The organism is uncultured Porticoccus sp. (assembly GCF_913061305.1).
Lineage (GTDB): Bacteria > Pseudomonadota > Gammaproteobacteria > Pseudomonadales > Porticoccaceae > Porticoccus.
In genome coordinates this window covers 1-23,855 of record NZ_CAJXST010000002.1, presented here as the reverse complement: position 1 = coordinate 23,855, position 23,855 = coordinate 1, and the positions used below count along the sequence as shown (strand labels likewise).

Here is a 23,855-nt window from a genome sequence, read left to right as displayed (position 1 = left end):
GAATGGCTGGAGAGGGGTGACTAGAAAAGCAGATCGGAAAACGATAGGTATGGTACGGCGTTGCCCTCATCAATGCTTTCCCCGAGACGGTGCACCACAAAGCCATTGCCCTGTGAAACACTGGAAAGCACGCCGCTGCTCTGGCTGCCCGCCAGTTGGGCACGCACCTTCCCCTGCGCATCCTGAACCAGCCGTGCGCGCAGGTATTCCTGACGTTTCGCCGCATGCGGTCGACTGAATCCGGCAATCACGGGAATTGGCGTGGGTAGGTAATCACTGGCCCCCTGGCTTTTCAACAAATAGGGACGCGCGGCAATGGCGAAGGTGACAAATACCGAGGCGGGATTGCCGGGCAGGCCGATAAAGGGGGTGCCCTGCACCTGACCGAACGCCAGCGGCTTGCCGGGTTTGATGGCCATGCGCCACAGATCCAGGCTGCCCAGCTTCTCGACACAGCCCTTGACGTGGTCCTCATCACCCACAGAGACTCCGCCGCTGCTGATGATACAGTCGGCCTCGGCAGCGGCCCTGCGCAACGCCTGCTCGGTAGCCTCTGGCGTATCCGCTACCCTGCCCAGATCGACATAATCGAAACCCAGTGCCTGCAACTGCCCCATCAGGGTAAAGCGGTTGGAGTTGTAAATATGTCCCGGCGGCAGCGGCTCGCCGGGTTCCACCAGTTCATCGCCGGTACACAACAAAGCGACCTTGAGGCGCCGGTATACTGGCACCTCGGCAATACCGACCGAAGCCAGCAGGCCGAGGTCCTGGGGTTTGAGGCGGCGGCCCCGGGCCAACACAGTGGCGCCGCAGTGAATATCCTGTCCGGTGGGGCGTATGTTGGTGCCGGACTTGATATCGGCGGCCAGGGTCACCCGGGCATCATCCCAACGACACTGCTCCTGCATCACCACAGTATCGGCACCGGGAGGCACTTCCGCGCCAGTGAAGATACGAGCGGCACTACCCGGTTGCAGCGGCTCTGGCACGGCACCCGCCGGAATGCGCTGACTGATCGGCAAGGTGGTTTCTTCGCCGGTATTGCAGTCGGCAAAGCGCAGGGCGAAACCGTCCATGGCACTGTTGTCCGCCGGCGGCACATCTACCGGCGATTCTTGGTCAGCAGCCAACACTCGACCAAGGGCCTGCATCAAAGATACGGTTTCGGTATCCGACAGTGGTTGTGCCGCGGCCAAAAGCTGCTCCAGCGCCTCTTCGACAGTCATTAATCCAGATCGGTCACAACAGTTCATGAGCGGCCCTCGCATTCAGCAACCCGCGCCACATGAGGAATGAAATTGCAGGGGCGGGTGCGGGCATCCAGTTGCTCTCCGAGGATCCTGTCCCAGGCGGTGCGGCAGGCATTGGTGGAACCGGGCATACAAAACACCAGCGTGCGGTTGGCCAGGCCCGCCACCGCACGGGACTGCACGGTAGAAGTGCCGATCTCGGTAAAGGAAATTTGCCGGAAAAGCTCGCCAAAGCCTTCCACCTGTTTGTCGAACAGTGGCAGCAGCGCCTCCGGAGTGGAATCCCGATCAGTGAAGCCAGTGCCGCCGGTCACGAGCACTACCTGGAGTTGGGGGTCGGCAATCCAACGGGACACCTCAGCACGCAAACGGTAGATATCGTCGGGGACTAGTACCCGGTCCGCCAGCACGTGGCCGGCTTCGGAAAGACGGTCCACCAGCAACTGGCCGGAGCTGTCCTGTTCCAGCGTGCGAGTGTCGGAAACCGTGAGGACGGCGATGTGCAGGGGGACAAATTCTTTGGCGGCGTGGGACATAAATTCTCTCTTGTCTTCAGTTCGGTTGATTCGGGTCAGATCCGCGTGGGCTGTGGAAACCATCAGCGGGAGGCGGACACCAGCAGCGAAATGATCAGCAACCCGAATAATACAAAGGAAAGCATTTTCCAGAATAGCAGCATATCCTTCTCCACCGGACGCTGCGGGTCTTCCTTGAGAAATTCCGGGTTGGGTTGTTTCAGGTCCCGAAGGAAACCCTGCAGGGTTTCGTAACGCTGTTCCGGTTCGATGGACACAGCCTTTTCCAGCGCCCGGTCAAACCAAAACGGAATCAGATCCCGGTGATGGTAACTCGGAATGTAGCGCAGCCGCAGGAAGTCTTCCCGGGAACGGCATTTTTCCATGCGGTGACCATAGGGCAAAAAGCCGGTAAACATTTCGTAGACAATCACGCCCAGGGAATAGATATCGCCACGGATGCCGGTGTTGATACGGAAGCGGTAGGCGGGGTCAGCATAGTCCAGGGTGCCCAGTGCCACTTCGCGGGTCATCGGCGTAAAGATTTCATGAATGCCGGGAACATACACCGAGCCAAAATCAACAATGCGAATCTCCATGTCCGGCGTCACCATAATGTTGCCGGGCTTCAGATCCTGGTGCACGGTTTCCTTCTCGTGCAGCGCCTCCAGGCCGGCAGCGATTTGCTCCACCAGCGCGATCAGGTCCCTCGGACGGCGCTCCTGATGCTGTTCCAGCCATTGGTCCAAGGGCAAGCCCGGCACCAGTTCCATCAGGTAGTAGAGAAATTTTCTCTCCCCTTTCGGGGCGATCACCTTGACCACATTGGGATGGTCGACCCGCAGACCGATCCATTCCTCCATAATAAAGCGCTCAATATAGGCAGGGCTGTCACAGTAATTCTGCGACGGGGTTTTCATCACCAGCTCCGCACCAGTGTCCAGGTCCCGCACCTGGTAGAGCTGAGTTCGCTCGCTGGCATACATTTCTGCCAACACTTCGTAGCCATCAATCTTCAGTCCGGGGGACAGATCAGGCGGGAACGGCAGCCGGGTCAACCGCTCGTTAAGGTCCTCGATATTCTCCAGCGCCAGGTGATCGACACGCAGCAGCACACAACTGAGGTTGTCATTACTGCCGGCGGCCCGCGCAGCAGCAACAATGGTACGACAGGCGCGCTGGTAATCTTCCGGATGGCGCTCGATCAGTCCTCGCAACGCTTCAATGGAAAGGAAGTCGTGTACCCCATCGCTGGTGAGCAGAAAAATGTCACCCTGCTTAAGGGTGACAATGCTGGCATCCACATTGAGGCTGGTATCCATACCCATGGCGCGGATCAGGTAATTCTGTTCGGTGGAAATACCCGCCGTGTGATCCCGGGTCAACTGGGTTAATTGTCCGTCCTCTGCCGCCAGGCGGTGGATACGGCTGTCGCCGATATGAAACAGGTAGCCCAGGTGGGACTTGATCACCAGCACACTCAGGGTGGTGACATAACCCCGCGCCTCATTGTGGATTTCGTGCCCCAGGCTATAAAGTTGACGATTCAGCGGGGTGAGAATTTTCTGAATAGCATGTTTGACACTCCAGGTCTCCGGGGTCGTATAGTAATCGTTTAGCACCGAGCGAATGCACAGCTCCGCCGCCTCCCTGCCCGCCTCGGCAGTGCTGACGCCGTCTGCCAGCGCCACAACGATGCCTTTGGTATTGAGCAGGTGATCGTCGGGAATACGATAGCCCACGGCATCCTCATTGACCGGTTTGACGCCTGCATCGGAGCAACACCCCACAGTGGCCCGGAAAACATTTCCTGTTTCAATGCCCCCTTGACTCACGTATGCACCTTCTCCGTCACGTTGGTTGCCATGTCAGCTTACGTCGATCAGCTCCACTGTTCCATCAGGTAATACTTCGGCCATCTTGCCGGAAGGCTCCTTCAGGAAAATCACACCTACAAACAACAGAACAGCGGAAGCGGCAATCAGCAGAAAAAAAGTTTGATAGTCGACAAACGACAGAATGGTCAGATAGGTCACACCACCAACGTTGCCATAGGCTCCAGCCATACCAGCGATCTGGCCGGTCATGCGCCGCTGTACCAGCGGCACCATGGCAAACACGGCACCCTCCCCCGCCTGGACAAAGAACGAACAGCACATGGTGGCGAGAACCGCCAGAAAAATCCACCAGGTGCCATTGATATGGCTAAGCAGGAAATAGCCTGCGGCGAGCCCGGAAATCAGAATCATCAGGGTCTTCCGACGTCCGAACCTGTCACTCAGCCAGCCGCCACCGGGACGTGCCACCAGATTCATGAAAGCGAATCCTGAGGCCAGTAGCCCAGCCTTGACTGGGTCGAGTCCCTCAAAGGTTTCCAGGAAGAACAATGGCAGCATCGAGACCACCGCCAGCTCGGAACCGAAGGTAACAAAATAGGACCCGTCGAGAATCGCCACCTGCCTGAATTGGTAACGTTGCATTTCCGGGACACCCTGTTTCAGGTGTTCGTGGTTCACTTTCCAGATCTGGTACACCTGGAATAGATAGAGCAGCACCAGACCGATGTAGATACCACCGGCCCCTCCCGAGGAGAGCAGTCCCAGGTTGGACGGAGACAATTTCCAGGTCAGTACCGCCAGAGCGATGTACATCGGGATATTCATCGCCAGGTAAAACCAGAAATCTCCCCAGCTGGAGACTTCCAGGCCACCGGATTTTTTCGGTTTGAAATAGGTGGAACCCTTTGGCGTATTGCGAGCTTTCAGGTAGTAAAACACACCATAGAAGGAAGCGACGACACCCGTAAGACCCAGGGCATAGCGCCAACCGTCATCACCCCCAAACATCAGGGCAATGGTAGGCAGCGCCATGGCGCCGGCCGCAGAACCGAAGTTACCCCAGCCACCGTATATACCCTCCGCCAAGCCCACCTGTCTGGCCGGAAACCACTCACCGACCATACGAATGCCAATCACGAATCCTGCACCGACAAAGCCGAGCAGAAAACGGAATAACGCCAACTGTTCATAACTGGTGGCCGTGGCAAACAACAGGCAGATACCGCCGGAAAGTATCAGCAAACCGCTGAAAATATGTCGTGGCCCAAACTTGTCTACCAGAATACCAATCAGTATCCGGGCGGGAATGGTCATGGCCACATTGAGAATCATCAGTGCCTTGACCTGCTCTCCGGTGAGGTCAAAAGCCTCCTTGATTACCGCCAGCATTGGGGCATGGCTGAACCAGACGACAAAACTGAGAAAAAAGGCGAACCACGTAATATGCAGCATCCTGATTTTCGGATCTTTGAGGTCCAGTAAATTGATTGTTGCCTGGGACATGGTGTTTTTCCTCGCGGGAACTGTATCTGACTGTAAAACGACAACCGGGACTGATGAGCCGAATCTACCTAGAGGTTGCGGTATGACAGTTGATCCAGGTCATCGGGCGAAGCTTGTAAAAAAGACCTGCTCGCCTGCTAATACCACCAAGGAGGTAATTAAAAAATCATAAATAATTCATGAATTTCAGATAGATAGCCAAATACCATGGCCGGCAACCCAAAACCTGCCTTAACCCGTCTATTTAGTGGTACCCCCTAAGAGAAGAACCTCTTCGGGGACACGCTTGACGTACATCAATTGCAAGCTGAGGCAGGCACCGCAGAATTTGTTATGCCATTTTTAGGTCAACCAAGGAGTTGCACCATGAAAACCATACTTGCGGCAATCGACCTGGATTCAAATGCAGAGAGTGTGCTCGATGCGGCCATCGATCTGGCTATGCAGTACCGTGCCGTGTTGATTCTGGCAACCGTGGAAACTGAATTACCGGGTATGGAAGGTGCCACTGATGAAGAGCTGAAGAAAGAAATACAGCTGTCCTACGATGAGGCGTTGACACGGCTGAAGAACATGGCCGATGACCTGTCTGCCCGGGGTATCAACTGCCGTGCAGTCATGCTGGAAGGGAAGCCCGTCGATCAATTGATACAGGCTGCGGACCGTCTACAGGCAGACCTGATCGTCATCGGCAACCACGGTCACAGCCCTTTCTACGATACCCTGATCGGCGGAACAGCCCCCGGCGTGATTCACCGGGCCCGGCAGAAGGTCTTACTGGTGCCGGTGACAAATTAGTGCCTGTTAACACCAAGCTTTCACCCCTACTCCAGGGATTTTACGTCCGGTCCATTTCAGTCGGACGTTTTTTTATTACCCAGAGGATCGACCATGGAACTCGTCTGTCCAGCGGGCAGCCTGCCCGCACTCAAGGCCGCCGTGGACAATGGTGCAGATGCTGTCTACATCGGTTTTCGGGACGCCACTAACGCCCGTCATTTCGCCGGCCTCAACTTTAATGACAGCAAGGCAGACCAGGCCCTGGAACACGCCCGCAGGCACAATGTCCGGTTATTCGTGGCCATCAATACCTATCCACAACCGCACAACTGGAGCGCCTGGCAGACAGCGGTAGATCGCGCCGCGCACCTGGGGGTTGACGCACTGATCGTCGCCGACCTGGGTGTACTCGACTACGCCCGGGAACGACATCCGCAACTCGCCCTGCATCTATCGGTTCAGGGATCGGCCACCAACGCTGCCGCACTATCCTTTTACCAACGCCGGTTCGACATTCGCCGTGCCGTGCTGCCGCGAGTGCTTTCCCTGTCCCAGGTGCGGCAACTGGCGGCTGTCAGTCCGGTGGATCTGGAGGTATTCGGTTTTGGCAGTCTGTGCATCATGGCCGAGGGCCGCTGCCATCTGTCATCCTATGTCACCGCCGAATCCCCCAACACCTGTGGCGCCTGCTCACCTGCTTCAGCGGTGCGCTGGCAAGAGACAGCCAGTGGCCGGGAGTCACGCCTCAACGGGGTGTTGATTGACCGCTTCAAGGCCGGCGAAAACGCTGGTTACCCCACCCTCTGCAAAGGCCGTTTCAAGGTGGAAGAGCAGACCTATCATGCCCTGGAGGAACCCACCAGCCTGAACACCCTGGCGTTGATTCCCCAGCTGGCGGAGATCGGCATCAAGGCCATCAAGATCGAAGGACGCCAACGCAGTCCCGCCTATGTGGCGCAGGTGGTAAGCGTGTGGCGGGAAGCACTGGATCATTATCACAATGCCGGCGAATGCTTCACCCCTCGCAGGGAGTGGTTCGATACTCTTTCCAGGGTTTCCGAGGGCAGTCAAACCACCTTTGGCGCCTACTCACGTCCCTGGCAATAAACACCCACAACAACGGGGAGTAACCGATGCAATTGTCCCTGGGACCAATTTTCTATTACTGGCCGCGACAACAGGTGGAAGACTTTTATCACCAAGCACTGGCTTCCCCCGCTGATATCGTCTATCTGGGGGAAACTGTTTGCCCAAAGCGGCGCGAGGTTCACCCATCGGAGTGGCTGGAAATGGCAGCACCACTGGCCGAGGCGGGTAAACAGGTAGTGCTCTCTACCCTGGCACTGATCGAGTCACGTGCCGACCTGGCAACCTTGCGCAAGCTCTGCGATCAGAGTGGCTGCCTGATGGAGGCCAACGACATGGCAGCGGTGGAACTGCTTTCGGAGCGAAATCTGCCATTTGTCGCCGGTCCGTCCATCAATATCTACAACAGCGCCAGCCTGCGTGTCCTGCAACAGGCGGGCATGATGCGCTGGGTGATGCCGGTAGAGCTGAGCCGCCACACGTTGCAAGGTATCCTCGAAGAAGTTCAGCAGCTCGGTTTTGCCCAACAGGTACAAACGGAAATATTCAGCTATGGGCATTTGCCACTGGCCTACTCCGCTCGCTGTTTTACCGCCCGCAACCGCAACCTGCCAAAGGATGACTGCCAGCTGAGTTGCCTGGATTATCCAGACGGTATTCCCGTGCACACGCGTGAAAATACGTCGCTATTTACCCTGAATGGCATTCAGACACTCTCTGGTGATATTCACAATTTGCTGGCGGAATACCATGACATGGCAGCTATTGGTGTTGATATTCTTCGCATCAGTCCAAACAGCAGCAACACATTCCAGGTGCTGGCGCAATTTGACCGGATACGTCGAGGAGAAACGCTCAGCAATCAACTCATTGCCAGTGACCAGGAAGCAGCCACATTTTGCAATGGCTACTGGTATGGCAAGCCGGGCATGGACTTCACGTAATGGTGTTTTTCGCTCGACCAGAGCCGGTTGACTCTGCACCAGAACATATCACTCTCCTGCAGGATTCGGCATGCCAACTGTTCGCAAAATACTCTGACATGAAAAGGCGTAACCATGACTGACAAACTCCGATCCGATTGGGATCCGCAATCCGAAGCGGTTCTTCGCGACCAACGCGCCGCTTACGACAACATGCGTGAACAATGCCCTGTCGCTTACAACGAGGCTATGCAGTGGTCACTATTCCGGCATCGGGACCTTACCCGGGTACTTCACGATCACGACACCTTCAGCAGCGTGGTGTCCCGGCACCTGTCCATCCCGAATGGTATGGATCCCCCGGAACATACAGTCTACCGGCATATCATCGAGCCCTACTTTGCGCCGGCCCGAATGGAAGCCTTCGAGCCTTCCTGCCGGGAAGTCATCACAGAACTAATTAACGATATACCGGCCCATGGTGGCGTAGAACTGATGGCCGATATCGCCCAGCCCTTTGCAGTACGGGTTCAATGTGCATTTCTCGGCTGGCCACCTGGCCTGCACGATCCGCTAGTTCAGTGGGCCAGAAAGAATACCGAAGCCACCCGCGCTGGAGACCGGACAGCGATGGCGGATATTGCACGCAAACTTGAAACCCTCGTCGTCGACATGCTTGAAGTTCGTCGCCAGGCTGGCGCAAAACCTGGCGATGACATCACCGCCGACCTGATGCACGAAGAGGTCTGGGGGCGCCCGTTAGACCACGAAGAGATGACGAGCATTTTACGGAATTGGACCGTCGGAGAAATTGGTACCATTTCTGCAGCAATCGGCATACTGGTCCACTATCTGGCGAAACACATTGAGGTACAGACACGGTTGCGCGAACAACCATCCCGGTTGCCCGAGGCCATTGATGAGATTCTGCGGATCCACGGCCCCCTGGTGGCCAACCGGCGCATCACGACCTGCCCGGTGGAAATTGGCGGCCGAAAGATTGGTGCCGGAGAGCGAATCTCACTGAACTGGATTTCCGCCAACCGGGATGGCGATGTCTTCGATAGCCCGGACAGCTTCCGCCTGGATCGCGACCCGACCGAAAATCTGCTTTATGGTGCGGGCATCCATGTCTGCCCCGGTGCACCGCTGGCTCGAATGGAGTTGCTGGCAGTCATGGAGGCACTGTTCGAACACACCGAGTGGATCGAGCCTGTAGCGGGCAAACCAGCAATCAATGCTGTCTATCCCGCAAGCGGCTTTTCCTCATTGCCATTGCGATTCAGAACAGCCTAATGATTTACAATCACCATATTAATGGGCAGTCATTTACTGATCGTAGTAGTGGTATAAACACTTCAACAATAGTGATGGATCAATCTGATGAGCAATCAGCAACCGAATAATCCCCTACATGGCGTGACCTTGCAGCAAATTGTCACGGCGCTGGTGGAGCACTACGATTGGGATGGCCTGGCCCGGCGAATTGATATCAAGTGTTTTAAAAATGCCCCGTCCATCAAGTCATCGCTGACTTTCCTGCGTAAAACCCCGTGGGCCAGGGAAAAAGTCGAGGGTTTGTATCTCTCGACCTTTGACAGGCACGCCCCCCGGAGAATCGTTTAAATACCATTGGCCATGGCCCCCGCACCCGACAACAACCGTCTTATCGGCAGGGGCAAGACATCGCGTTCTATGCTGTCCAGAAGGTTTTTCACTCCCAGTCCCAGTTCAGTATCACCCTCCAGGCAAAGCTCGCGACGGAAAAACAGCGTATCGGGGTCTTCGCGACCAGAGGCGAGTAACGCAAACGCTCTGGCTCGACCAAGAATAGTGACATCGGCTGTGTCGTTCGGCGGCAAAACCAACAAACGGGGATGGCAGCCAACGATGTGCCAACCGACACCCATATCGGTCACCCGGATTTCCAGAGTTCGTCCCTCAAGGAATGCCAGCTCACCTTCAGCAGAGGCCTCCGCCAGCAATTGCTGAAGCACATTTTCCAGCAACCATTGCTGTATTCGAAAAGGCACCCGGCGACAGAACGGGAAAACCAGGGTTTCGGCACGTGCCATCCAGAGCGCGCGACGAGTAGAAGATGTTCCCATAGGAAAAACTCCGTTCAGAAGAACTTAGCGCCTGTTCACATTAATTTTTGTGGTGTTCCACCGCCCATACGGCGGCTTCCACCCGGGAGCGCAGCCCCATTTTTTTCAGCAGATGTTTGACATGGACCTTGACCGTCGCCTCAGCAATATCGAGTTCGCGACCAATCAACTTGTTACTCAGCCCTGCAGAAACCATCCGCAGGATTTCCTTTTCGCGACGAGTCAGGGCATCGTAGCCTGAATCCTGTTCCTGGCGGGCGTTATCACGGAAAGCTTTGGCCAGTACCTCGGTGAGCTCGTGTGACAGTACCATCTTGCCGATACAGGCATCGCGGATTCTTTCCACCAGCTCTCCCGGCTCCATGTCCTTCAGCAGATAGCCATCGGCTCCGGCCTTGAACGCCGCCAGCATATCTTTGCTTTCATCGGAAACCGTGAATACCACAATACGGCAACACACGCCCGCCTCGCGCATTTCCCTGAGGGTGTCTATCCCATCCATACCCTTCATGCTTAAATCGAGCAGCACAAGGTCTACGTCCTGTCCCTGTCGCTTGACCAATTCAACCGCATCGCGACCATTACTGGCTTCGCCGACCACCTCCATATCATCCTCCAGCGCCAACAGCTGGCGTACGCCCTTGCGCAGCAACGGGTGGTCATCCACCAGGATCAACTTGCTTTTAGACTCGTTCATGGTCGCCTCTTCAAAAGGAACATCATTGTCACAATAGGGTCAGTTTAGAACGCCACTCCTTAAAATAAATTGATCTGGCGCAGGTGAATAGTTGATCATTTTACTCAGGAAAAAACCTCTGGCATAAAACTGAGAACCACTTCGGTACCCCCCTCCTCCCTGGGGTGTATATCCAGGGTACCCTGTAACAGTTCCGCCCTTTCCCGCATGGTAGAAAGCCCGTAGTGGTGCTCCTTGACCGGGTCAGAGGCAATCCCCACACCATCGTCCAGTACCCGGAATACTGCGCGGTCATCGGCACCACGCTCACAGCGCAATTCGATACAACTAGCCCCGGCGTGTTTGAAAGCATTGGTGATGGCCTCGCGGATAATCTGCAAAACATGGATATCCTCATTGGGGGTCAACGGACAGTGTCCCAGGTGGAATTCCAGCTTCACCTCGGTCTGCTCACTCTGGCGATCAAATTCATCCACCGTGGCTTTCAATGCCTGATAAAGGCTCGGGGCATCCAGTTTCAGCCGGAAGGTCGTCAATAGTTCCCGCAAATGCCGATAGGCGGCATTCAATCCCTGCTGCAGATCCTCCAAGCCCTCGCGCAGTTGCTCTTCCGGGGCCTCCCGATCAAACAGTCGCACCAGCAGCGCAACTTGCATCTTCATGTAGGACAGGGACTGAGCCAGAGAGTCATGCAATTCCCTGGCGATAATGGAGCGCTCCTCGAACAGCATCACCCGCCGACTCAACCCTTCCCGGTAATGCAGCGCCATGGCAGCCGCCAGATGCTCTACCACGGCCTCGATCAGCCGTTGCTGCCAGGCTTCCAGCACCATGTTTTGCCCGGTATTCACATAGAGAAAACCGAAACTGTCACTGGAATCCTCGATGGCAAAGGATATTTCACCGGTGTTTTGCTGACTGCTGCCGGGGCGCATAAAACAGTCCAGGCAGTCGCCGATCAGGCACTTGTGTTGCTCTCCGGCGGGCAAAATCAGGTCATATTTGTCGGTATTGGCTTCATTGGCCAGGCACAGCGACAACTGGGGAATGCCCGTCAACAACTTAAGGTCAGTGATGATGTCGGTCAATTTTTCGCGGCTGGCAACTCCCTCGGACAAACGCTGGGCAGTGTTGTAGAGGAAATCCAGCATCTGGTTGGAGCGCTGCAGCTGGGCGGTTTTTTCATCCACCATGTCCTCCAGTTTTCGGTAGTGCCTCGCCAGATTGGCGGACATATCGTTGAAGGTACTGCAGAGCAGGCCAATCTCATTGACCGCCTCATAATAGGTGCGGTAGGAGAAATCGCCGACACTGGTGTGCTCGGCGGCCCGCACCAGATCCTGCAGAGGTCGAACCAGGTTCTGGTCGGTGCGCATGACGATGAACACCAATGCCAGAAATGACAGGAAAATGCTGAGCCCTTCATAAATGCCCAATAGCTCAATTTTCTCCTCGGTGTTTTGCTGGATGCTCAGCACCAACCTGTCAATATCGCCCACGTGTTCCTCGACATGCCCCAGGTATTCCCGACTGGCCGCCGCCAGACTCCCCTGTTCAGCAGAACCCAGAGACAACAATAACGGGGCCATATGCTGTTCCCAGTTAGTGACCACCCGCTGGTAGGCGCGCTTCAGACTGACGTCACTGTGCTCGCCCGCCACCCGGGCAATGCTCGATTGATACAGCTTTTCAGAAAAAGTACGGTGCTCGTCCGCCAGGGTGTCAATCAAATCTTTCGGATCCGCCTCTCCCGCCACGGCCTGCTGCAGGTGTACCGCAATGCGGTAGGTCTGCATCCGCATCGAACCGGCAATATTGATCGCCTCGGCATCGTGCTGGGTATTCAGGGTCACCAGCAGAGAGACCAGCATACTGGACAGGGCAAGCAGGCCGATCACCAGCATCGGGATCAATACCTGAATCGCAATCGATTGGGAAAAACGCAATTTTCTGCCGGTCAGCATCATTGCCATGGTTATTACCACCAAATATCCACTTTCGGAGCAGTCATCTCCACCCATCCCGACAACCAAAAACAACCTTATGTTATTTAAGGTTTTTTAAAAAAATCAGCCTACCACTTAGGTAGTACTTTCAAAAACCCCATCAAATTCAAGCGGTTCGGTGATTGATACAGGTCATGTTCGGGACCACTCACTGTTACTACATTCAAACCACATTCGGGAGAAAATGAAAAGCCCATGACCACAGCCCAGTCACAAAACTGGCCACATAAATGGTACAGCCTCGGTATCTGCACGACCGCTTTTGCCGCCCATTTTGCCGCCTGGACCCTGTTTGCGATTCTCGGCATGCAGATCAAAACTGACCTGGGTCTGAGCGAAACCGCCTTCGGACTGCTGGTGGCGGCACCGATTCTTACCGGTGCTCTGGCCCGGCTGATCAGCGGCGTGCTGGCGGAGCATTTTGGCGGTCGGCTGATATTTTTCGTGCAATCGCTGATTGTAGCGCTGGCGCTGTTCACCCTCCCCTACGCCAGGACCTTTGGGCAGTTTCTCTGTGTCGGCCTGGTACTGGGTATCGCCGGAGGCACCTTTGCCACTGGTATCAGCCTGGTTTCCGGTTGGTTCCCGCGTTCACAGCAAGGCACCGCCATGGGTATCTTCGGTGCCGGCAATGCCGGGGCCGCTATCACCAACCTGGTGGCCCCGGTGATTATCCTCACCTATGGTTGGCAGGCAGTACCCAACATCTACGGCACTGTGCTGCTGGCAATCGCGGTACTGTTCTGGTTCTTTAGCTGGTCGCCCTCGGACAAAAGCCATCGGACCAGGCCCCGGCAATCCTGGGCAGAGGATATGAAACCGCTGAGGGATCTGCGGGTGTGGCGCTTTGGCCTCTATTACTATTTTGTGTTCGGCGGTTTCCTGGCCCTGACCCTGTGGCTGCCCCAGTACTATGTGGGCGAATACGGGCTCGACCTGAAAACAGCCTCTTTTGTCACCCTGCTGTTCACCCTGCCGGCAGCCATTGTACGCGCCCTGGGGGGCTGGGTTGCCGACAACTTTGGCGCCCGCCGCATCAACTGGTCAGTGTTCTGGGTGTGCCTGGTGTGCCTGTTTTTCCTCTCCTACCCGCCCACCACCATGACCATCCACGGCATCGAGCGGAATCTGTTTCTCAACATCCACATCAACCTGTGGGTGTTCGTGCTACTGACCTTCGTGATGGGGCTGGCGATGGGCTTCGGCAAGGCCAGCATCTACCGGATTATCTACGACTATTACCCGGATAACGTCGGCGTGGTAGGCGGCGCGGTGGCCGCCATCGGCGCTCTCGGCGGCTTCTCGCTGCCCATCCTGTTCGGTTTGGCGGCCGACCTCACCGGCATTCGCAGTTCCTGCTTCATGTTGCTCTACGGGGTGCTAGCGGGCTGCATGGTGCTGATGTTTTACGCCATCAAACTGGATCAATTTCGGCACCGGCTGGATCAGGCAAAAGCCGACGATTTTTTAACGTTATAAGACTGTACTCACGAGGAGAGCCATCATGGCCGATCTACAAAAATGGGATGTCGAAGATACCCGGTTCTGGGAATCAGAAGGCAAAAAGATTGCCACTCGAAATCTCTGGATATCCATTCCCAGCCTGCTGTGCGGATTTGCCGTGTGGCTCTACTGGGGCATTATCACGGTACAGATGCTGAACCTGGGTTTTCCGTTCGCCCAATCCGAGCTGTTCACCCTCACCGCCATTGCCGGCCTGACCGGCGCCACCCTGCGAATACCCAGCAGCTTTTTTATCCGGCTGTGCGGCGGGCGCAACACCATTTTCTTCACCACTGCGCTATTGATGATCCCCGCCGTCGGTACCGGTATCGCCCTGCAGGATAAAAACACCCCACTGTGGGTATTCCAGGCGCTGGCACTGCTGTCCGGCTTCGGTGGCGGCAACTTTGCCTCATCCATGTCCAACATCAGCTTCTTCTTTCCCAAAAAACAACAGGGGCTGGCATTGGGACTGAACGCCGGCCTCGGCAATTTCGGGGTCACCACCATGCAGATCCTGATCCCCCTGGTGATGACGTTTGGTCTGTTCGGCGGTGATTCCATGATTCTGGAAAACACCTCCGGCACCCTGATCGGCAAGATACCCGCAGGCAGTGAAACCTGGATTCACAACGCCGGTTACATCTGGCTGGTGCTGCTGATTCCACTGGCCTTCGCCGGCTGGTTCGGCATGAACAACATCCGATCCCAGGAGGTGTCGCCCGACCTCCCGAACACGGTGGTCAGTTTTGGCATGATCACAGGTATGCTGCTGATCGGTTTCGTCACCGCCGCGGTGGGCCTGTGGCTGTTGTTACCGGAATCCGCCAACGGTTCCGGCTTTGGTGTACCAAAAGAAATCGTCATGGTGCTGGTGATCGGCTCCACGGTGTTCTGGCTGAAAATGCTGCCCGGCGCCATTGGCACCAGCCTGACCCGCCAGTACAAGATCTTCAACAACCCGCACACCTGGGTGATGAGTGTTATCTACACCATGACCTTCGGCTCGTTTATCGGCTTTGCCGCCTCCTTCCCGCTGGCCATCAAGGTGATCTTCGGCTACCAGCACCTGATGGTGGACGGCGTGATGACCCACGACACCATCAACGCCAACGGCCCCAGCGCCCTGATGTATGCCTGGATGGGACCCTTTATCGGTGCGCTGATCCGCCCGGTGGGCGGCTGGATTGCCGACAAGCTGGGCGGCGCCATGGTCACCCAAATCTGCTCCGTAGTGATGGTGGCCAGCGCCCTCGGCGTGGCCTACTACATGAAAGCCGCCTACAACTCCGCGACCCCTGAGGAGTTCTTCCTACCCTTCTTCCTGCTGTTCCTGGTGCTGTTCGCCGCCACCGGTATCGGCAACGGCTCCACCTTCCGCACCATCGCCATGGTCTTCCCAAAAGAGCAGGCCGGCCCGGTACTGGGCTGGACTTCCGCGGTGGCCGCGTACGGCGCGTTCTACATCCCCAAGGTTATTGGAGAGCAGATCACCGCCACCACCCCGGAAGTGGCACTGATCGGTTTCGCCGCCTTCTATGCAGTGTGTATCGGTATTAACTGGTGGTTTTACCTGCGCAAAAACCGCAGCGACACAGAAATTCACTGCCCGAAATGTGGTGAGAATTTCACCCTCCACAAGGATGACGAATTTTACAACCCGTAACTGAAGCCACTACCCGAGTCGGCAGCTTACTGCCACCGATCAAGAGAGAGTAACGCTATGAGTCATTTCATCGACAGCTTGCAGTTCTTCAAGAAAACCGTCACGGGAGAGTTTGCCGACGGTCACGGCGAGACCCGCAACCAGAATCGTGAATGGGAAAACAGCTACCGCCAGCGCTGGCAGCACGACAAGATTGTGCGCTCCACCCACGGCGTCAACTGCACCGGTTCCTGCAGCTGGAAAATCTACGTCAAAAACGGTCTGATCACCTGGGAAACCCAGCAGACCGATTACCCGCGTACCCGCCCTGACCTGCCCAACCACGAACCCCGCGGCTGCCCACGGGGGGCAAGTTATTCCTGGTATATCTACAGCGCCAACCGCCTCAAGTACCCCAAGGTGCGCAAGCCGCTGTTGAAACTGTGGCGCGACGCCCGCAAGCGGTTCGAGAACCCGGTGGATGCCTGGGCCTTTATCGTCGAGGACCCGCTACGGGCCAAGAGCTACAAGAGCACACGTGGACTGGGCGGTTACATTCGATCTTCCTGGGATGAAGTCAATGAAATCATCGCCGCCGCCAATGTGTATACCGCCAAACAGTACGGTCCCGATCGCATCATCGGTTTCTCCCCGATTCCCGCCATGTCGATGGTCTCCTATGCCGCCGGCTCCCGCTACCTGTCGCTGATCGGTGGCGTGTGCCTGAGCTTCTACGACTGGTACTGCGACCTGCCACCGGCCTCGCCGATGACCTGGGGCGAGCAGACCGATGTACCGGAGTCCGCCGACTGGTACAACTCCAACTACATCATCGCCTGGGGTTCCAACGTGCCCCAGACCCGGACCCCCGATGCTCACTTCCTGACCGAAGTGCGTTACAAAGGTGCAAAAACCGTCGCCATCACCCCCGACTACGCCGAAGTGGCGAAGCTGACCGATATCTGGCTGAGCCCTAAACAGGGTACCGATGCGGCCCTCGGTATGGCCTTTGGTCACGTGATTCTCAAAGAGTTTCACCTGGAGAAACCCAGTGAGTACTTCACCGAGTACGTGCGCCGCTACTCCGACATGCCGATGCTGGTGCTGCTGGAGGAGAAAGACGGCCACTACTGCCCCACCCGCTTCCTGCGAGCTTCCGATCTGGACGGCAAACTCGGCCAGGACAACAACCCTGAGTGGAAAACCATCGCACTGGATGAACCCAGTGGCGAACTGGTATCACCGCTGGGCTCCGTCGGCTACCGCTGGGGCGAACAGGGCAAATGGAATATCGAGCCACGAGAGGGGGAGAATGGCAATGATGTCAAACTGCAGCTCTCGCTGATTGGTGACAACACCGTGGCTGTGGCCTTCCCGCATTTTGCCGCAGATGAACGCAACGAGCACTGGAACTACTGCGAGCACGACGATGTTCTGCCTCGACTGGTGCCGGTGCGGGAGATTCAACTGGGCGACGGTTCCACCGTCAGAGTCGCCACCGTCTACGACCTGACCATGGCCAACTACGGCATCGACCGCGGCCTCGGCGGTGACAATGTTGCCGCCAGTTACGACGACGACATCCCCTTCACCCCCGCCTGGCAGGAGAAAATCACCGGCGTGCCCCGGGACCGCGTTATCCAGGTGGCCAGGGAGTTCGCCGACAACGCCAACAAAACCAGCGGCAAATCCATGATCATCGTCGGTGCCGGCATGAACCACTGGTATCACATGGATATGAGCTATCGCGCGCTGATCAATATGCTCATCATGTGCGGCTGTGTTGGCCAGAGCGGTGGTGGCTGGGCACATTACGTGGGCCAGGAAAAACTGCGCCCACAGACCGGTTGGCTGCCATTGGCCTTTGGTCTGGACTGGAGCCGTCCGCCGCGCCAGATGAACGGCACCAGCTTCTTCTACAATCACAGCTCCCAATGGCGCCACGAGAAAGTCAGTGTCCACGAGGTGCTGTCACCACTGGCAGACAAATCCCAGTGGCCAGAGCACATGCTCGACTACAACATCAAGGCCGAACGCATGGGCTGGCTCCCCTCGGCGCCGCAGCTCAACCGCAACCCGCTACAGGTTGCCCGTGAAGCGGCTAAAGCCGGCATGGATCCGAAGGATTATGTCGTCCAGCAACTGAAATCCGGGCATTTGAAATTTGCTTCTGAACAACCGGACAACCCCGCCAACTTTCCACGCAATATGTTTATCTGGCGATCCAACCTGCTCGGCTCATCCGGCAAGGGCCACGAGTACATGCTCAAGTACCTGCTCGGCACCAACAACGGTGTTATGAACGAGGATAACTTCGCCCGCGGCAGTGACCTGATTCCCAAGGAAATCGACTTTGAGGAACAAGGTCCCGAGGGCAAACTGGACCTGGTGGTCACCCTGGACTTCCGCATGTCCTCCACCGCTCTGTACTCGGATATCGTGTTGCCTACCGCCACCTGGTACGAAAAGGACGACCTCAACACCTCGGACATGCACCCCTTTATCCACCCGCTGTCAAAAGCCGCCGATCCAGCCTGGGAAGCGCGCTCTGACTGGGACATCTACAAGGGCATCGCCAAAAAGTTCTCCGAGATCGCCGCCCTGAACGGCAACCTCGGCGTGGAGACCGATATCGTCACCGTGCCCACCCTCCACGATACTCCCGGAGAGTTGTCGCAACCCTTCGAGGTACAGGACTGGAAGAAGGGCGAGTGCGAGTTGATTCCCGGCAAAACCGCACCGAACATCGTGGCGGTGGAGCGGGACTACCCCAATACATACAAAAAGTTTACCTCCCTGGGACCGCTGCTGGAAAAATTCGGTAACGGTGGCAAGGGCATCGGCTGGAACACCGATGAAGAAGTGGAACTGCTGCGCAAACTGAATTACACCGTTACCGAAGAGGGTATCAGTCACGGACAACCGCGCATCGATACCGCCATCGACGCCGCCGAAATGGTGCTCAGTCTGGCGCCGGAGACCAACGGCAATGTGGCGGTTAAAGCTTGGGATGCGCTCGGTAAACTCACGGGGCGCGACCACAAGCACCTGGCGGAACCGAAGCACGATGAAAAAATCCGCTTCCGCGACATCCAGGCACAGCCGCGCAAGATCATCTCCTCCCCCACCTGGTCAGGGCTGGAGGATGAACATGTCAGCTATAACGCCGGTTACACCAATGTCCATGAGCTGATTCCCTGGCGCACCATCACTGGTCGTCAGCAGTTCTACCAGGATCACCTGTGGATGCAGGCATTCGGCGAACAAATGGTGTCCTACCGGCCGCCGATCTGTACCAAGTCCATCGACCTGGTGAAGGGCAAACAACCCAACGGCCATACCGAGATTGTTCTGAACTGGATCACACCCCACCAGAAATGGGGTATCCACAGCACCTACTCCGACAACCTGCTGATGCTGACCCTGTCCCGGGGCGGGCCGATTATCTGGATGAGCGAAGTGGATGCACAAAAGGCCGGCATTGAGGACAACGACTGGGTGGAAGTATTCAACGTCAACGGCGCCATCGCCTGCCGGGTAGTGGTCAGCCAGCGGGTCAACGAGGGCATGGTAATGATGTACCACGCCCAGGAGCGCATCGTGAATACCCCCGGCTCGGAAATGACCGGGACCCGCGGTGGCCACCACAACTCGGTGACCCGGATAGTCATGAAGCCGACGCATATGATCGGTGGCTACGCACAACAGTCCTATGGCTTCAACTACTACGGCACCGTCGGCTGCAACCGCGACGAGTTCGTGGTGGTGCGCAAAATGAACAAGGTGGATTGGCTGGAGGGGTCGGATACCGACGACCTGCCGCAACCACTTCCCCAGGACGTTTAAGGAGGCATCACAATGAAAATACGCTCACAAGTTGGCATGGTGCTGAACCTGGACAAGTGCATCGGCTGCCACACCTGTTCCATCACCTGTAAAAATGTCTGGACCTCCCGCGAGGGCATGGAATACGCATGGTTCAACAACGTCGAGACCAAACCCGGCATCGGCTACCCCAAGGAGTGGGAGAACCAGGACAAGTGGAACGGCGGTTGGGTGCGCAACCGCGACGGCTCCATCAACCCAAAAATCGGCGGCAAGTTCCGGGTGCTGGCGAACATCTTCGCCAACCCCGACCTGCCGGAAATCGACGACTACTACGAGCCGTTCGATTTCGACTACCAGCATTTGCACACCGCCCCGCTGGGCAAGCACCAGCCCACCGCGCGGCCCCGTTCGCTGATATCCGGCAAGCGCATGGAGAAAATCGAGTGGGGCCCAAACTGGGAAGAAATTCTCGGCACCGAGTTCAAAAAGCGCAGTGTCGACCGCAATTTCGACAACATCCAGAAAGAGATCTACGGCGAGTTCGAGAACACCTTCATGATGTACCTGCCTCGGCTGTGCGAGCATTGCCTGAATCCCACCTGTGCAGCAGCCTGTCCCTCCGGTGCCATTTATAAGCGCGAGGAAGACGGTATTGTTCTGATCGACCAGGAGAAGTGCCGCGGCTGGCGCATGTGTGTGTCCGGCTGTCCCTACAAGAAGATCTACTTCAACTGGAAATCCGGCAAGTCAGAGAAATGCATCTTCTGCTACCCGCGTATTGAAGCGGGCCAGCCCACGATCTGTTCGGAAACCTGCGTGGGCCGCATCCGCTACCTGGGCGTACTGCTCTATGACGCCGACCGCATCCACGAAGTGGCCAGCACCGAGTCCGAGCAGGACCTGTACAAAAAACAGCTGGAAATCTTCCTCGACCCCCACGACCCGGCTGTGATTGCACAGGCTAGAAAAGATGGTGTGCCGGATTCCGTGATCGAAGCGGCCCAACAGTCGCCGGTCTACAAACTGGCCGTCGACTGGCAGCTGGCCCTGCCGCTGCACCCGGAATACCGCACCCTGCCGATGGTCTGGTACGTGCCGCCGCTGTCGCCGATCCAGTCTGCAGTGGATGCCGGACACGTTGGTATGAACGGCATCATTCCCGATGTGGATTCCCTGCGCATTCCGGTCAAGTACCTGGCCAACCTGCTCACTGCCGGTGACGAGGCACCGGTGCTGCTGGCGCTGAAACGCCTCCTGGCAATGCGTGCCTACAAGCGCGCCCAGATTGTTGAGGGCTTTGACGACCAGCAGATTCTCGAGGAGGTGGGGCTCACCACCCTGCAGGTGGAGGACATGTACCGCTACCTGGCCATCGCCAACTACGAGGACCGCTACGTGATTCCCACCGCCCACCGGGAGGAAGCCATGTCCGAGGCCTTCGCCGAGCGCGGCGGCTGCGGCTTTTCCTTCGGCAACGGCTGCTCCACCGGTGAGTCGGATATCAACCTGTTCGGCACCAAAAAAACCACCCGGCGGGATGTGATCCAGACCGTCCAGATGTGGGAGGAGTAGAACATGGATATTCTCAAAATCATCTCCCGACTGATGGATTATCCCAGCGCCAAACTGCAACCGCTTGTGGCTGAACTGGAATCTGTGATTACGGCCTCGCGGGAGATTTCTCCTGACATGCGCCAGCGGCTCACGGCCCTGCTGCATCAGATTTATGACGGCGACCTGATGGATGCCCAGGAATGCTATACCGGTTTGTTTGACCGGGGTCGCGCCCTGTCACTGCTGCTGTTCGAACACGTGCACGGTGAATCCCGTGACCGCGGCCAGGCCATGGTGGATCTGCTGGCTGTTTACCGCAGCCAGGGCTTCCACATTGACGTGCGGGAATTGCCGGATTTCATTCCCCTCTATCTGGAATTCCTGGCCCACCGCCCGGATATGGAGGCCCGCGAGGGACTGGCGGATGTGGCCCATATCCTCGGCCTGCTGAGCGCACGTCTCAAGGAGCGCGGTTCACCCTACGACACACTCTTTGACAGCTTGCTGATGATCAGCGGCGTTCCAATAGACGTCGAGGAACTGCGCGCCAAAACTGCCAGTGAACAGCGAGACGACACCCCCGAGGCACTGGACAAAATCTGGGAGGAAGAAGCGGTCACCTTTGGTGCTGGGGGCGGGGATAGCTGCCCCTCCAATACGCCGCAACCCCCACAACGATCCCCTAACGACAGCGTAGCCATTCGCTGGGCAAACTGAGGAAACTATCATGGATATCAACACGATTCTTTTTGGGGTCTACCCCTATCTGGCACTGCTGGTCTGCGTGGTCGGTTGCTGGGCCCGTTACGACCGCGAACAGTACTCCTGGAAAGCGGGCTCCAGCCAAATCCTGCGGACCAGGGGCATGCGGCTGGCCAGCAATGCCTTTCATGTCGGCATCCTGTTTGTGCTGGCCGGTCACCTGGTGGGACTGCTGACACCGGAGTTCATCTACCACCATGTGATTTCCACACCGAACAAACAACTGCTGGCCATGGTGTCAGGCGGGCTGTTTGGTGCGCTCTGCTTCGTCGGCCTGACCATGCTGATCGTACGCCGTTTCACCGACCCTCGAGTGCGGGCGAGCAGCAGCTTCTCCGACCTGCTGGTGCTGGTATTACTGTATATCCAGCTAATCCTGGGGCTCAGCACCATCTATGCGTCGAGCCAGCATATGGACGGTTCGGTAATGGTCATGCTGGCCAACTGGGCGCAGTCCATCGTCATCCTGCAACCCATGGAGGCGGCGGCCTCGATTGCGCCGGTGTCGCTGGTGTACAAACTGCACGTTTTCCTGGGCATGACCCTGTTTCTGATCTTCCCCTTCACCCGCCTGGTGCACATCATCAGCGGCCTGGCGGCCCCGGTGAAATACCTGCTCAGGAACTACCAAATCGTGCGCAGGAAGAGAGCCTGATCACAGCGTTACCCCGGTGACTGGCACAAGCCACCGGGGTAAACCGTTTCCCTACCCAACATTGTCAGGAGACAAATATGAGCTGCCCTTCCCACGCTACAGCCCCCCACACGACCACAGACATACCGGAAGTCCGGGTTAACGGCACCCTGATTGCAGCCGATGATATCGCCCGGGAAGTTCAGTACCACCCGGCCCAATCACCTGAAGAAGGTCTCCGCAAGGCAGCGGAGGCATTGGTGATCCGCACCCTGTTACTGCAAAAAGCCACAGCAGAACTGCTGCGGCCCGCCAGTGCAGAGGTCACCGAGGAAGCGCTGATCAGCGCCCTGCTGGAACAGCAGGCGCCAGCAGTGACGCCGAGCGAGGAAGAATGTCGCCGCTATTTCGACAGCCACCGGGAAAAATTTCACAGCCCCGACCTGCTGGAAGTGAGCCATATTCTATTGGCCGCCGATCCGGCGGATGATCAGGCCTACCAGCAGACACGGCAAACAGCCGAGGCACTGTTGGCTCAACTGCAGCAGGATGGCGGTCAGTTTGCCGCACTGGCGCAACAGTTTTCCGCCTGTCCTTCCAAAGAAACCGGCGGCAATCTCGGCCAGATCTCACGCGGCCAGACCACCCCGGAATTTGAGCGCCAGGTGTTTGCCCTCGAGGAGGGACTGGCCCCCGAACCCATAGAGAGTCGCTACGGAATTCACATCGTGGTGGTGGCGAGAAAAATTACCGGTAGACCCTTACCCTATGAACAAATCAGGGAACAGGTAGCGGCCTATCTGGGAGAAATCCGCCAGCGCCTGGCCATCAGCCGTTACCTGCACCGGCTAATTGATGAAGCGGATATCGAGGGAATTGAATTGGGCGAAGCCTTGATTCAATGATCAAACAGTAAAACTGGAATTAGTATTAACGGGGCAAGGTCTGACTTTGCCCGTCAGTTAAACCAACCAACGGTTATTGCCCCCTTGAATCACATACCAAGGTATGCCAGCTGAAGGGTATCGCCGTGATCAAACTGTCGTCACATCCTTAAACACAATCGCCGGGGGGTGACACTGACACTCCCCGGTCGACAGCCCTCTCTGGGCGTACCTTGCCATGAAAAAGGATATAACGTTTAATCCAGCGAGGGTACGATTCAACCGTGCGGCGACTATAGCGTCTGACTAGCATGTACTCTTTAATGGAACCAAGGAACG

Annotated in this window: 20 protein-coding genes; 12 read left to right on the top strand and 8 right to left on the bottom strand. The window is 56.9% G+C overall.

Annotated elements, in window-relative coordinates; genetic code table 11:
- Positions 1-20: 20 nt before the first annotated feature.
- The 4 genes from glp to QZ516_RS02175 form a co-directional block, all read right to left on the bottom strand.
- Positions 21-1,226: a gephyrin-like molybdotransferase Glp gene (gene glp / locus QZ516_RS02190; RefSeq protein ID WP_297185602.1), complete on the bottom strand. Its 1,206-nt coding sequence runs from the start codon at positions 1,224-1,226 to the stop codon at positions 21-23.
- 23 nt (positions 1,227-1,249) lie between these two features.
- The gene (gene moaB, locus QZ516_RS02185; protein WP_297186416.1) at positions 1,250-1,786 is read right to left on the bottom strand and encodes a molybdenum cofactor biosynthesis protein B; all 537 of its coding nucleotides are present in this window, start codon (positions 1,784-1,786) and stop codon (positions 1,250-1,252) included.
- Positions 1,787-1,848: 62 nt separating this feature from the next.
- On the bottom strand, positions 1,849-3,600 hold the full coding sequence (locus QZ516_RS02180; RefSeq protein WP_297185599.1) for a bifunctional protein-serine/threonine kinase/phosphatase: 1,752 nt from the start codon (positions 3,598-3,600) through the stop codon (positions 1,849-1,851).
- A gap of 33 nt (positions 3,601-3,633) precedes the next feature.
- The gene (locus QZ516_RS02175; RefSeq protein WP_297185597.1) at positions 3,634-5,106 is read right to left on the bottom strand and encodes a NarK family nitrate/nitrite MFS transporter; all 1,473 of its coding nucleotides are present in this window, start codon (positions 5,104-5,106) and stop codon (positions 3,634-3,636) included.
- 366 nt (positions 5,107-5,472) lie between these two features.
- Here QZ516_RS02175 and QZ516_RS02170 point away from each other — a divergent pair, with 366 nt between their 5' ends.
- The 5 genes from QZ516_RS02170 (at position 5,473) to QZ516_RS02150 (ending at position 9,521) form a co-directional block, all read left to right on the top strand.
- Complete coding sequence (locus QZ516_RS02170; protein ID WP_272980788.1) at positions 5,473-5,904, top strand: universal stress protein; 432 nt, start codon at positions 5,473-5,475, stop codon at positions 5,902-5,904.
- Between the two features lie 93 nt (positions 5,905-5,997).
- The gene (locus tag QZ516_RS02165; RefSeq protein ID WP_297185592.1) at positions 5,998-6,993 is read left to right on the top strand and encodes a peptidase U32 family protein; all 996 of its coding nucleotides are present in this window, start codon (positions 5,998-6,000) and stop codon (positions 6,991-6,993) included.
- A gap of 26 nt (positions 6,994-7,019) precedes the next feature.
- Positions 7,020-7,916 (top strand): U32 family peptidase, encoded by an 897-nt coding sequence (locus QZ516_RS02160; RefSeq protein WP_297185589.1) that lies wholly within the window; start codon positions 7,020-7,022, stop codon positions 7,914-7,916.
- A 114-nt stretch (positions 7,917-8,030) separates the two neighbouring features.
- Positions 8,031-9,191 (top strand): cytochrome P450, encoded by a 1,161-nt coding sequence (locus QZ516_RS02155; RefSeq protein WP_297185587.1) that lies wholly within the window; start codon positions 8,031-8,033, stop codon positions 9,189-9,191.
- An 87-nt stretch (positions 9,192-9,278) separates the two neighbouring features.
- Complete coding sequence (locus tag QZ516_RS02150) at positions 9,279-9,521, top strand: VF530 family protein (protein WP_297185584.1); 243 nt, start codon at positions 9,279-9,281, stop codon at positions 9,519-9,521.
- On the opposite strand, the gene QZ516_RS02145 is transcribed toward QZ516_RS02150, so the two are convergent.
- The 3 genes from QZ516_RS02145 to QZ516_RS02135 form a co-directional block, all read right to left on the bottom strand.
- The gene (locus tag QZ516_RS02145) at positions 9,518-10,003 is read right to left on the bottom strand and encodes an SCP2 sterol-binding domain-containing protein (protein WP_297185581.1); all 486 of its coding nucleotides are present in this window, start codon (positions 10,001-10,003) and stop codon (positions 9,518-9,520) included. The two genes, QZ516_RS02150 and QZ516_RS02145, sit on opposite strands and share 4 nt — an antisense overlap.
- A 40-nt stretch (positions 10,004-10,043) precedes the next feature.
- Complete coding sequence (gene narL, locus QZ516_RS02140; protein ID WP_272980794.1) at positions 10,044-10,700, bottom strand: two-component system response regulator NarL; 657 nt, start codon at positions 10,698-10,700, stop codon at positions 10,044-10,046.
- 104 nt (positions 10,701-10,804) lie between these two features.
- Positions 10,805-12,673 carry a histidine kinase gene (locus QZ516_RS02135; protein WP_297185577.1) on the bottom strand — a complete coding sequence of 623 codons (1,869 nt, stop codon included), beginning with the start codon at positions 12,671-12,673 and terminating at the stop codon, positions 10,805-10,807.
- A 228-nt stretch (positions 12,674-12,901) separates the two neighbouring features.
- On the opposite strand from QZ516_RS02135, the gene QZ516_RS02130 reads away from it, so the two are divergent.
- The 7 genes from QZ516_RS02130 to QZ516_RS02100 all read left to right on the top strand — a co-directional run bounded on the left by QZ516_RS02130 (position 12,902) and on the right by QZ516_RS02100 (position 23,537).
- On the top strand, positions 12,902-14,185 hold the full coding sequence (locus QZ516_RS02130) for a nitrate/nitrite transporter (protein WP_297185574.1): 1,284 nt from the start codon (positions 12,902-12,904) through the stop codon (positions 14,183-14,185).
- Positions 14,186-14,210: 25 nt separating this feature from the next.
- Positions 14,211-15,875, top strand: a complete 1,665-nt coding sequence (locus tag QZ516_RS02125; protein ID WP_297185572.1) for an MFS transporter — start codon at positions 14,211-14,213, stop codon at positions 15,873-15,875.
- A gap of 57 nt (positions 15,876-15,932) precedes the next feature.
- On the top strand, positions 15,933-19,700 hold the full coding sequence (locus QZ516_RS02120) for a nitrate reductase subunit alpha (protein WP_297185569.1): 3,768 nt from the start codon (positions 15,933-15,935) through the stop codon (positions 19,698-19,700).
- Between the two features lie 12 nt (positions 19,701-19,712).
- The gene (gene narH, locus QZ516_RS02115) at positions 19,713-21,254 is read left to right on the top strand and encodes a nitrate reductase subunit beta (protein ID WP_297185567.1); all 1,542 of its coding nucleotides are present in this window, start codon (positions 19,713-19,715) and stop codon (positions 21,252-21,254) included.
- Between the two features lie 3 nt (positions 21,255-21,257).
- Entirely contained in the window at positions 21,258-21,953 is a 696-nt protein-coding gene (gene narJ / locus QZ516_RS02110) for a nitrate reductase molybdenum cofactor assembly chaperone (protein WP_297185564.1), read from the top strand.
- 10 nt (positions 21,954-21,963) lie between these two features.
- Complete coding sequence (gene narI / locus QZ516_RS02105; protein ID WP_297185563.1) at positions 21,964-22,653, top strand: respiratory nitrate reductase subunit gamma; 690 nt, start codon at positions 21,964-21,966, stop codon at positions 22,651-22,653.
- Between the two features lie 77 nt (positions 22,654-22,730).
- On the top strand, positions 22,731-23,537 hold the full coding sequence (locus tag QZ516_RS02100) for a peptidylprolyl isomerase (RefSeq protein ID WP_297185561.1): 807 nt from the start codon (positions 22,731-22,733) through the stop codon (positions 23,535-23,537).
- A gap of 148 nt (positions 23,538-23,685) precedes the next feature.
- Here the strand turns inward: QZ516_RS02100 and QZ516_RS02095 are convergent, their stop codons facing one another.
- Positions 23,686-23,841 carry a phage integrase N-terminal SAM-like domain-containing protein gene (locus tag QZ516_RS02095; protein WP_297186413.1) on the bottom strand — a complete coding sequence of 52 codons (156 nt, stop codon included), beginning with the start codon at positions 23,839-23,841 and terminating at the stop codon, positions 23,686-23,688.
- Positions 23,842-23,855: the final 14 nt, after the last annotated feature.

Bases quoted from the DNA above. Each gene is read 5' to 3' on its own strand.
- moaB (WP_297186416.1), bottom strand. From the start codon at position 1,786: ATGTCCCACGCCGCCAAAGAATTTGTCCCCCTGCACATCGCCGTCCTC.
- narH (WP_297185567.1), top strand. From the start codon at position 19,713: ATGAAAATACGCTCACAAGTTGGCATGGTGCTGAACCTGGACAAGTGC.
- QZ516_RS02175 (WP_297185597.1), bottom strand. From the start codon at position 5,106: ATGTCCCAGGCAACAATCAATTTACTGGACCTCAAAGATCCGAAAATC.
- QZ516_RS02150 (WP_297185584.1), top strand. From the start codon at position 9,279: ATGAGCAATCAGCAACCGAATAATCCCCTACATGGCGTGACCTTGCAG.
- QZ516_RS02145 (WP_297185581.1), bottom strand. From the start codon at position 10,003: ATGGGAACATCTTCTACTCGTCGCGCGCTCTGGATGGCACGTGCCGAA.
- narI (WP_297185563.1), top strand. From the start codon at position 21,964: ATGGATATCAACACGATTCTTTTTGGGGTCTACCCCTATCTGGCACTG.
- QZ516_RS02125 (WP_297185572.1), top strand. From the start codon at position 14,211: ATGGCCGATCTACAAAAATGGGATGTCGAAGATACCCGGTTCTGGGAA.
- QZ516_RS02160 (WP_297185589.1), top strand. From the start codon at position 7,020: ATGCAATTGTCCCTGGGACCAATTTTCTATTACTGGCCGCGACAACAG.
- QZ516_RS02120 (WP_297185569.1), top strand. From the start codon at position 15,933: ATGAGTCATTTCATCGACAGCTTGCAGTTCTTCAAGAAAACCGTCACG.
- QZ516_RS02135 (WP_297185577.1), bottom strand. From the start codon at position 12,673: ATGGCAATGATGCTGACCGGCAGAAAATTGCGTTTTTCCCAATCGATT.
- QZ516_RS02155 (WP_297185587.1), top strand. From the start codon at position 8,031: ATGACTGACAAACTCCGATCCGATTGGGATCCGCAATCCGAAGCGGTT.
- QZ516_RS02100 (WP_297185561.1), top strand. From the start codon at position 22,731: ATGAGCTGCCCTTCCCACGCTACAGCCCCCCACACGACCACAGACATA.
- QZ516_RS02170 (WP_272980788.1), top strand. From the start codon at position 5,473: ATGAAAACCATACTTGCGGCAATCGACCTGGATTCAAATGCAGAGAGT.
- narJ (WP_297185564.1), top strand. From the start codon at position 21,258: ATGGATATTCTCAAAATCATCTCCCGACTGATGGATTATCCCAGCGCC.
- narL (WP_272980794.1), bottom strand. From the start codon at position 10,700: ATGAACGAGTCTAAAAGCAAGTTGATCCTGGTGGATGACCACCCGTTG.
- glp (WP_297185602.1), bottom strand. From the start codon at position 1,226: ATGACTGTCGAAGAGGCGCTGGAGCAGCTTTTGGCCGCGGCACAACCA.
- QZ516_RS02165 (WP_297185592.1), top strand. From the start codon at position 5,998: ATGGAACTCGTCTGTCCAGCGGGCAGCCTGCCCGCACTCAAGGCCGCC.
- QZ516_RS02130 (WP_297185574.1), top strand. From the start codon at position 12,902: ATGACCACAGCCCAGTCACAAAACTGGCCACATAAATGGTACAGCCTC.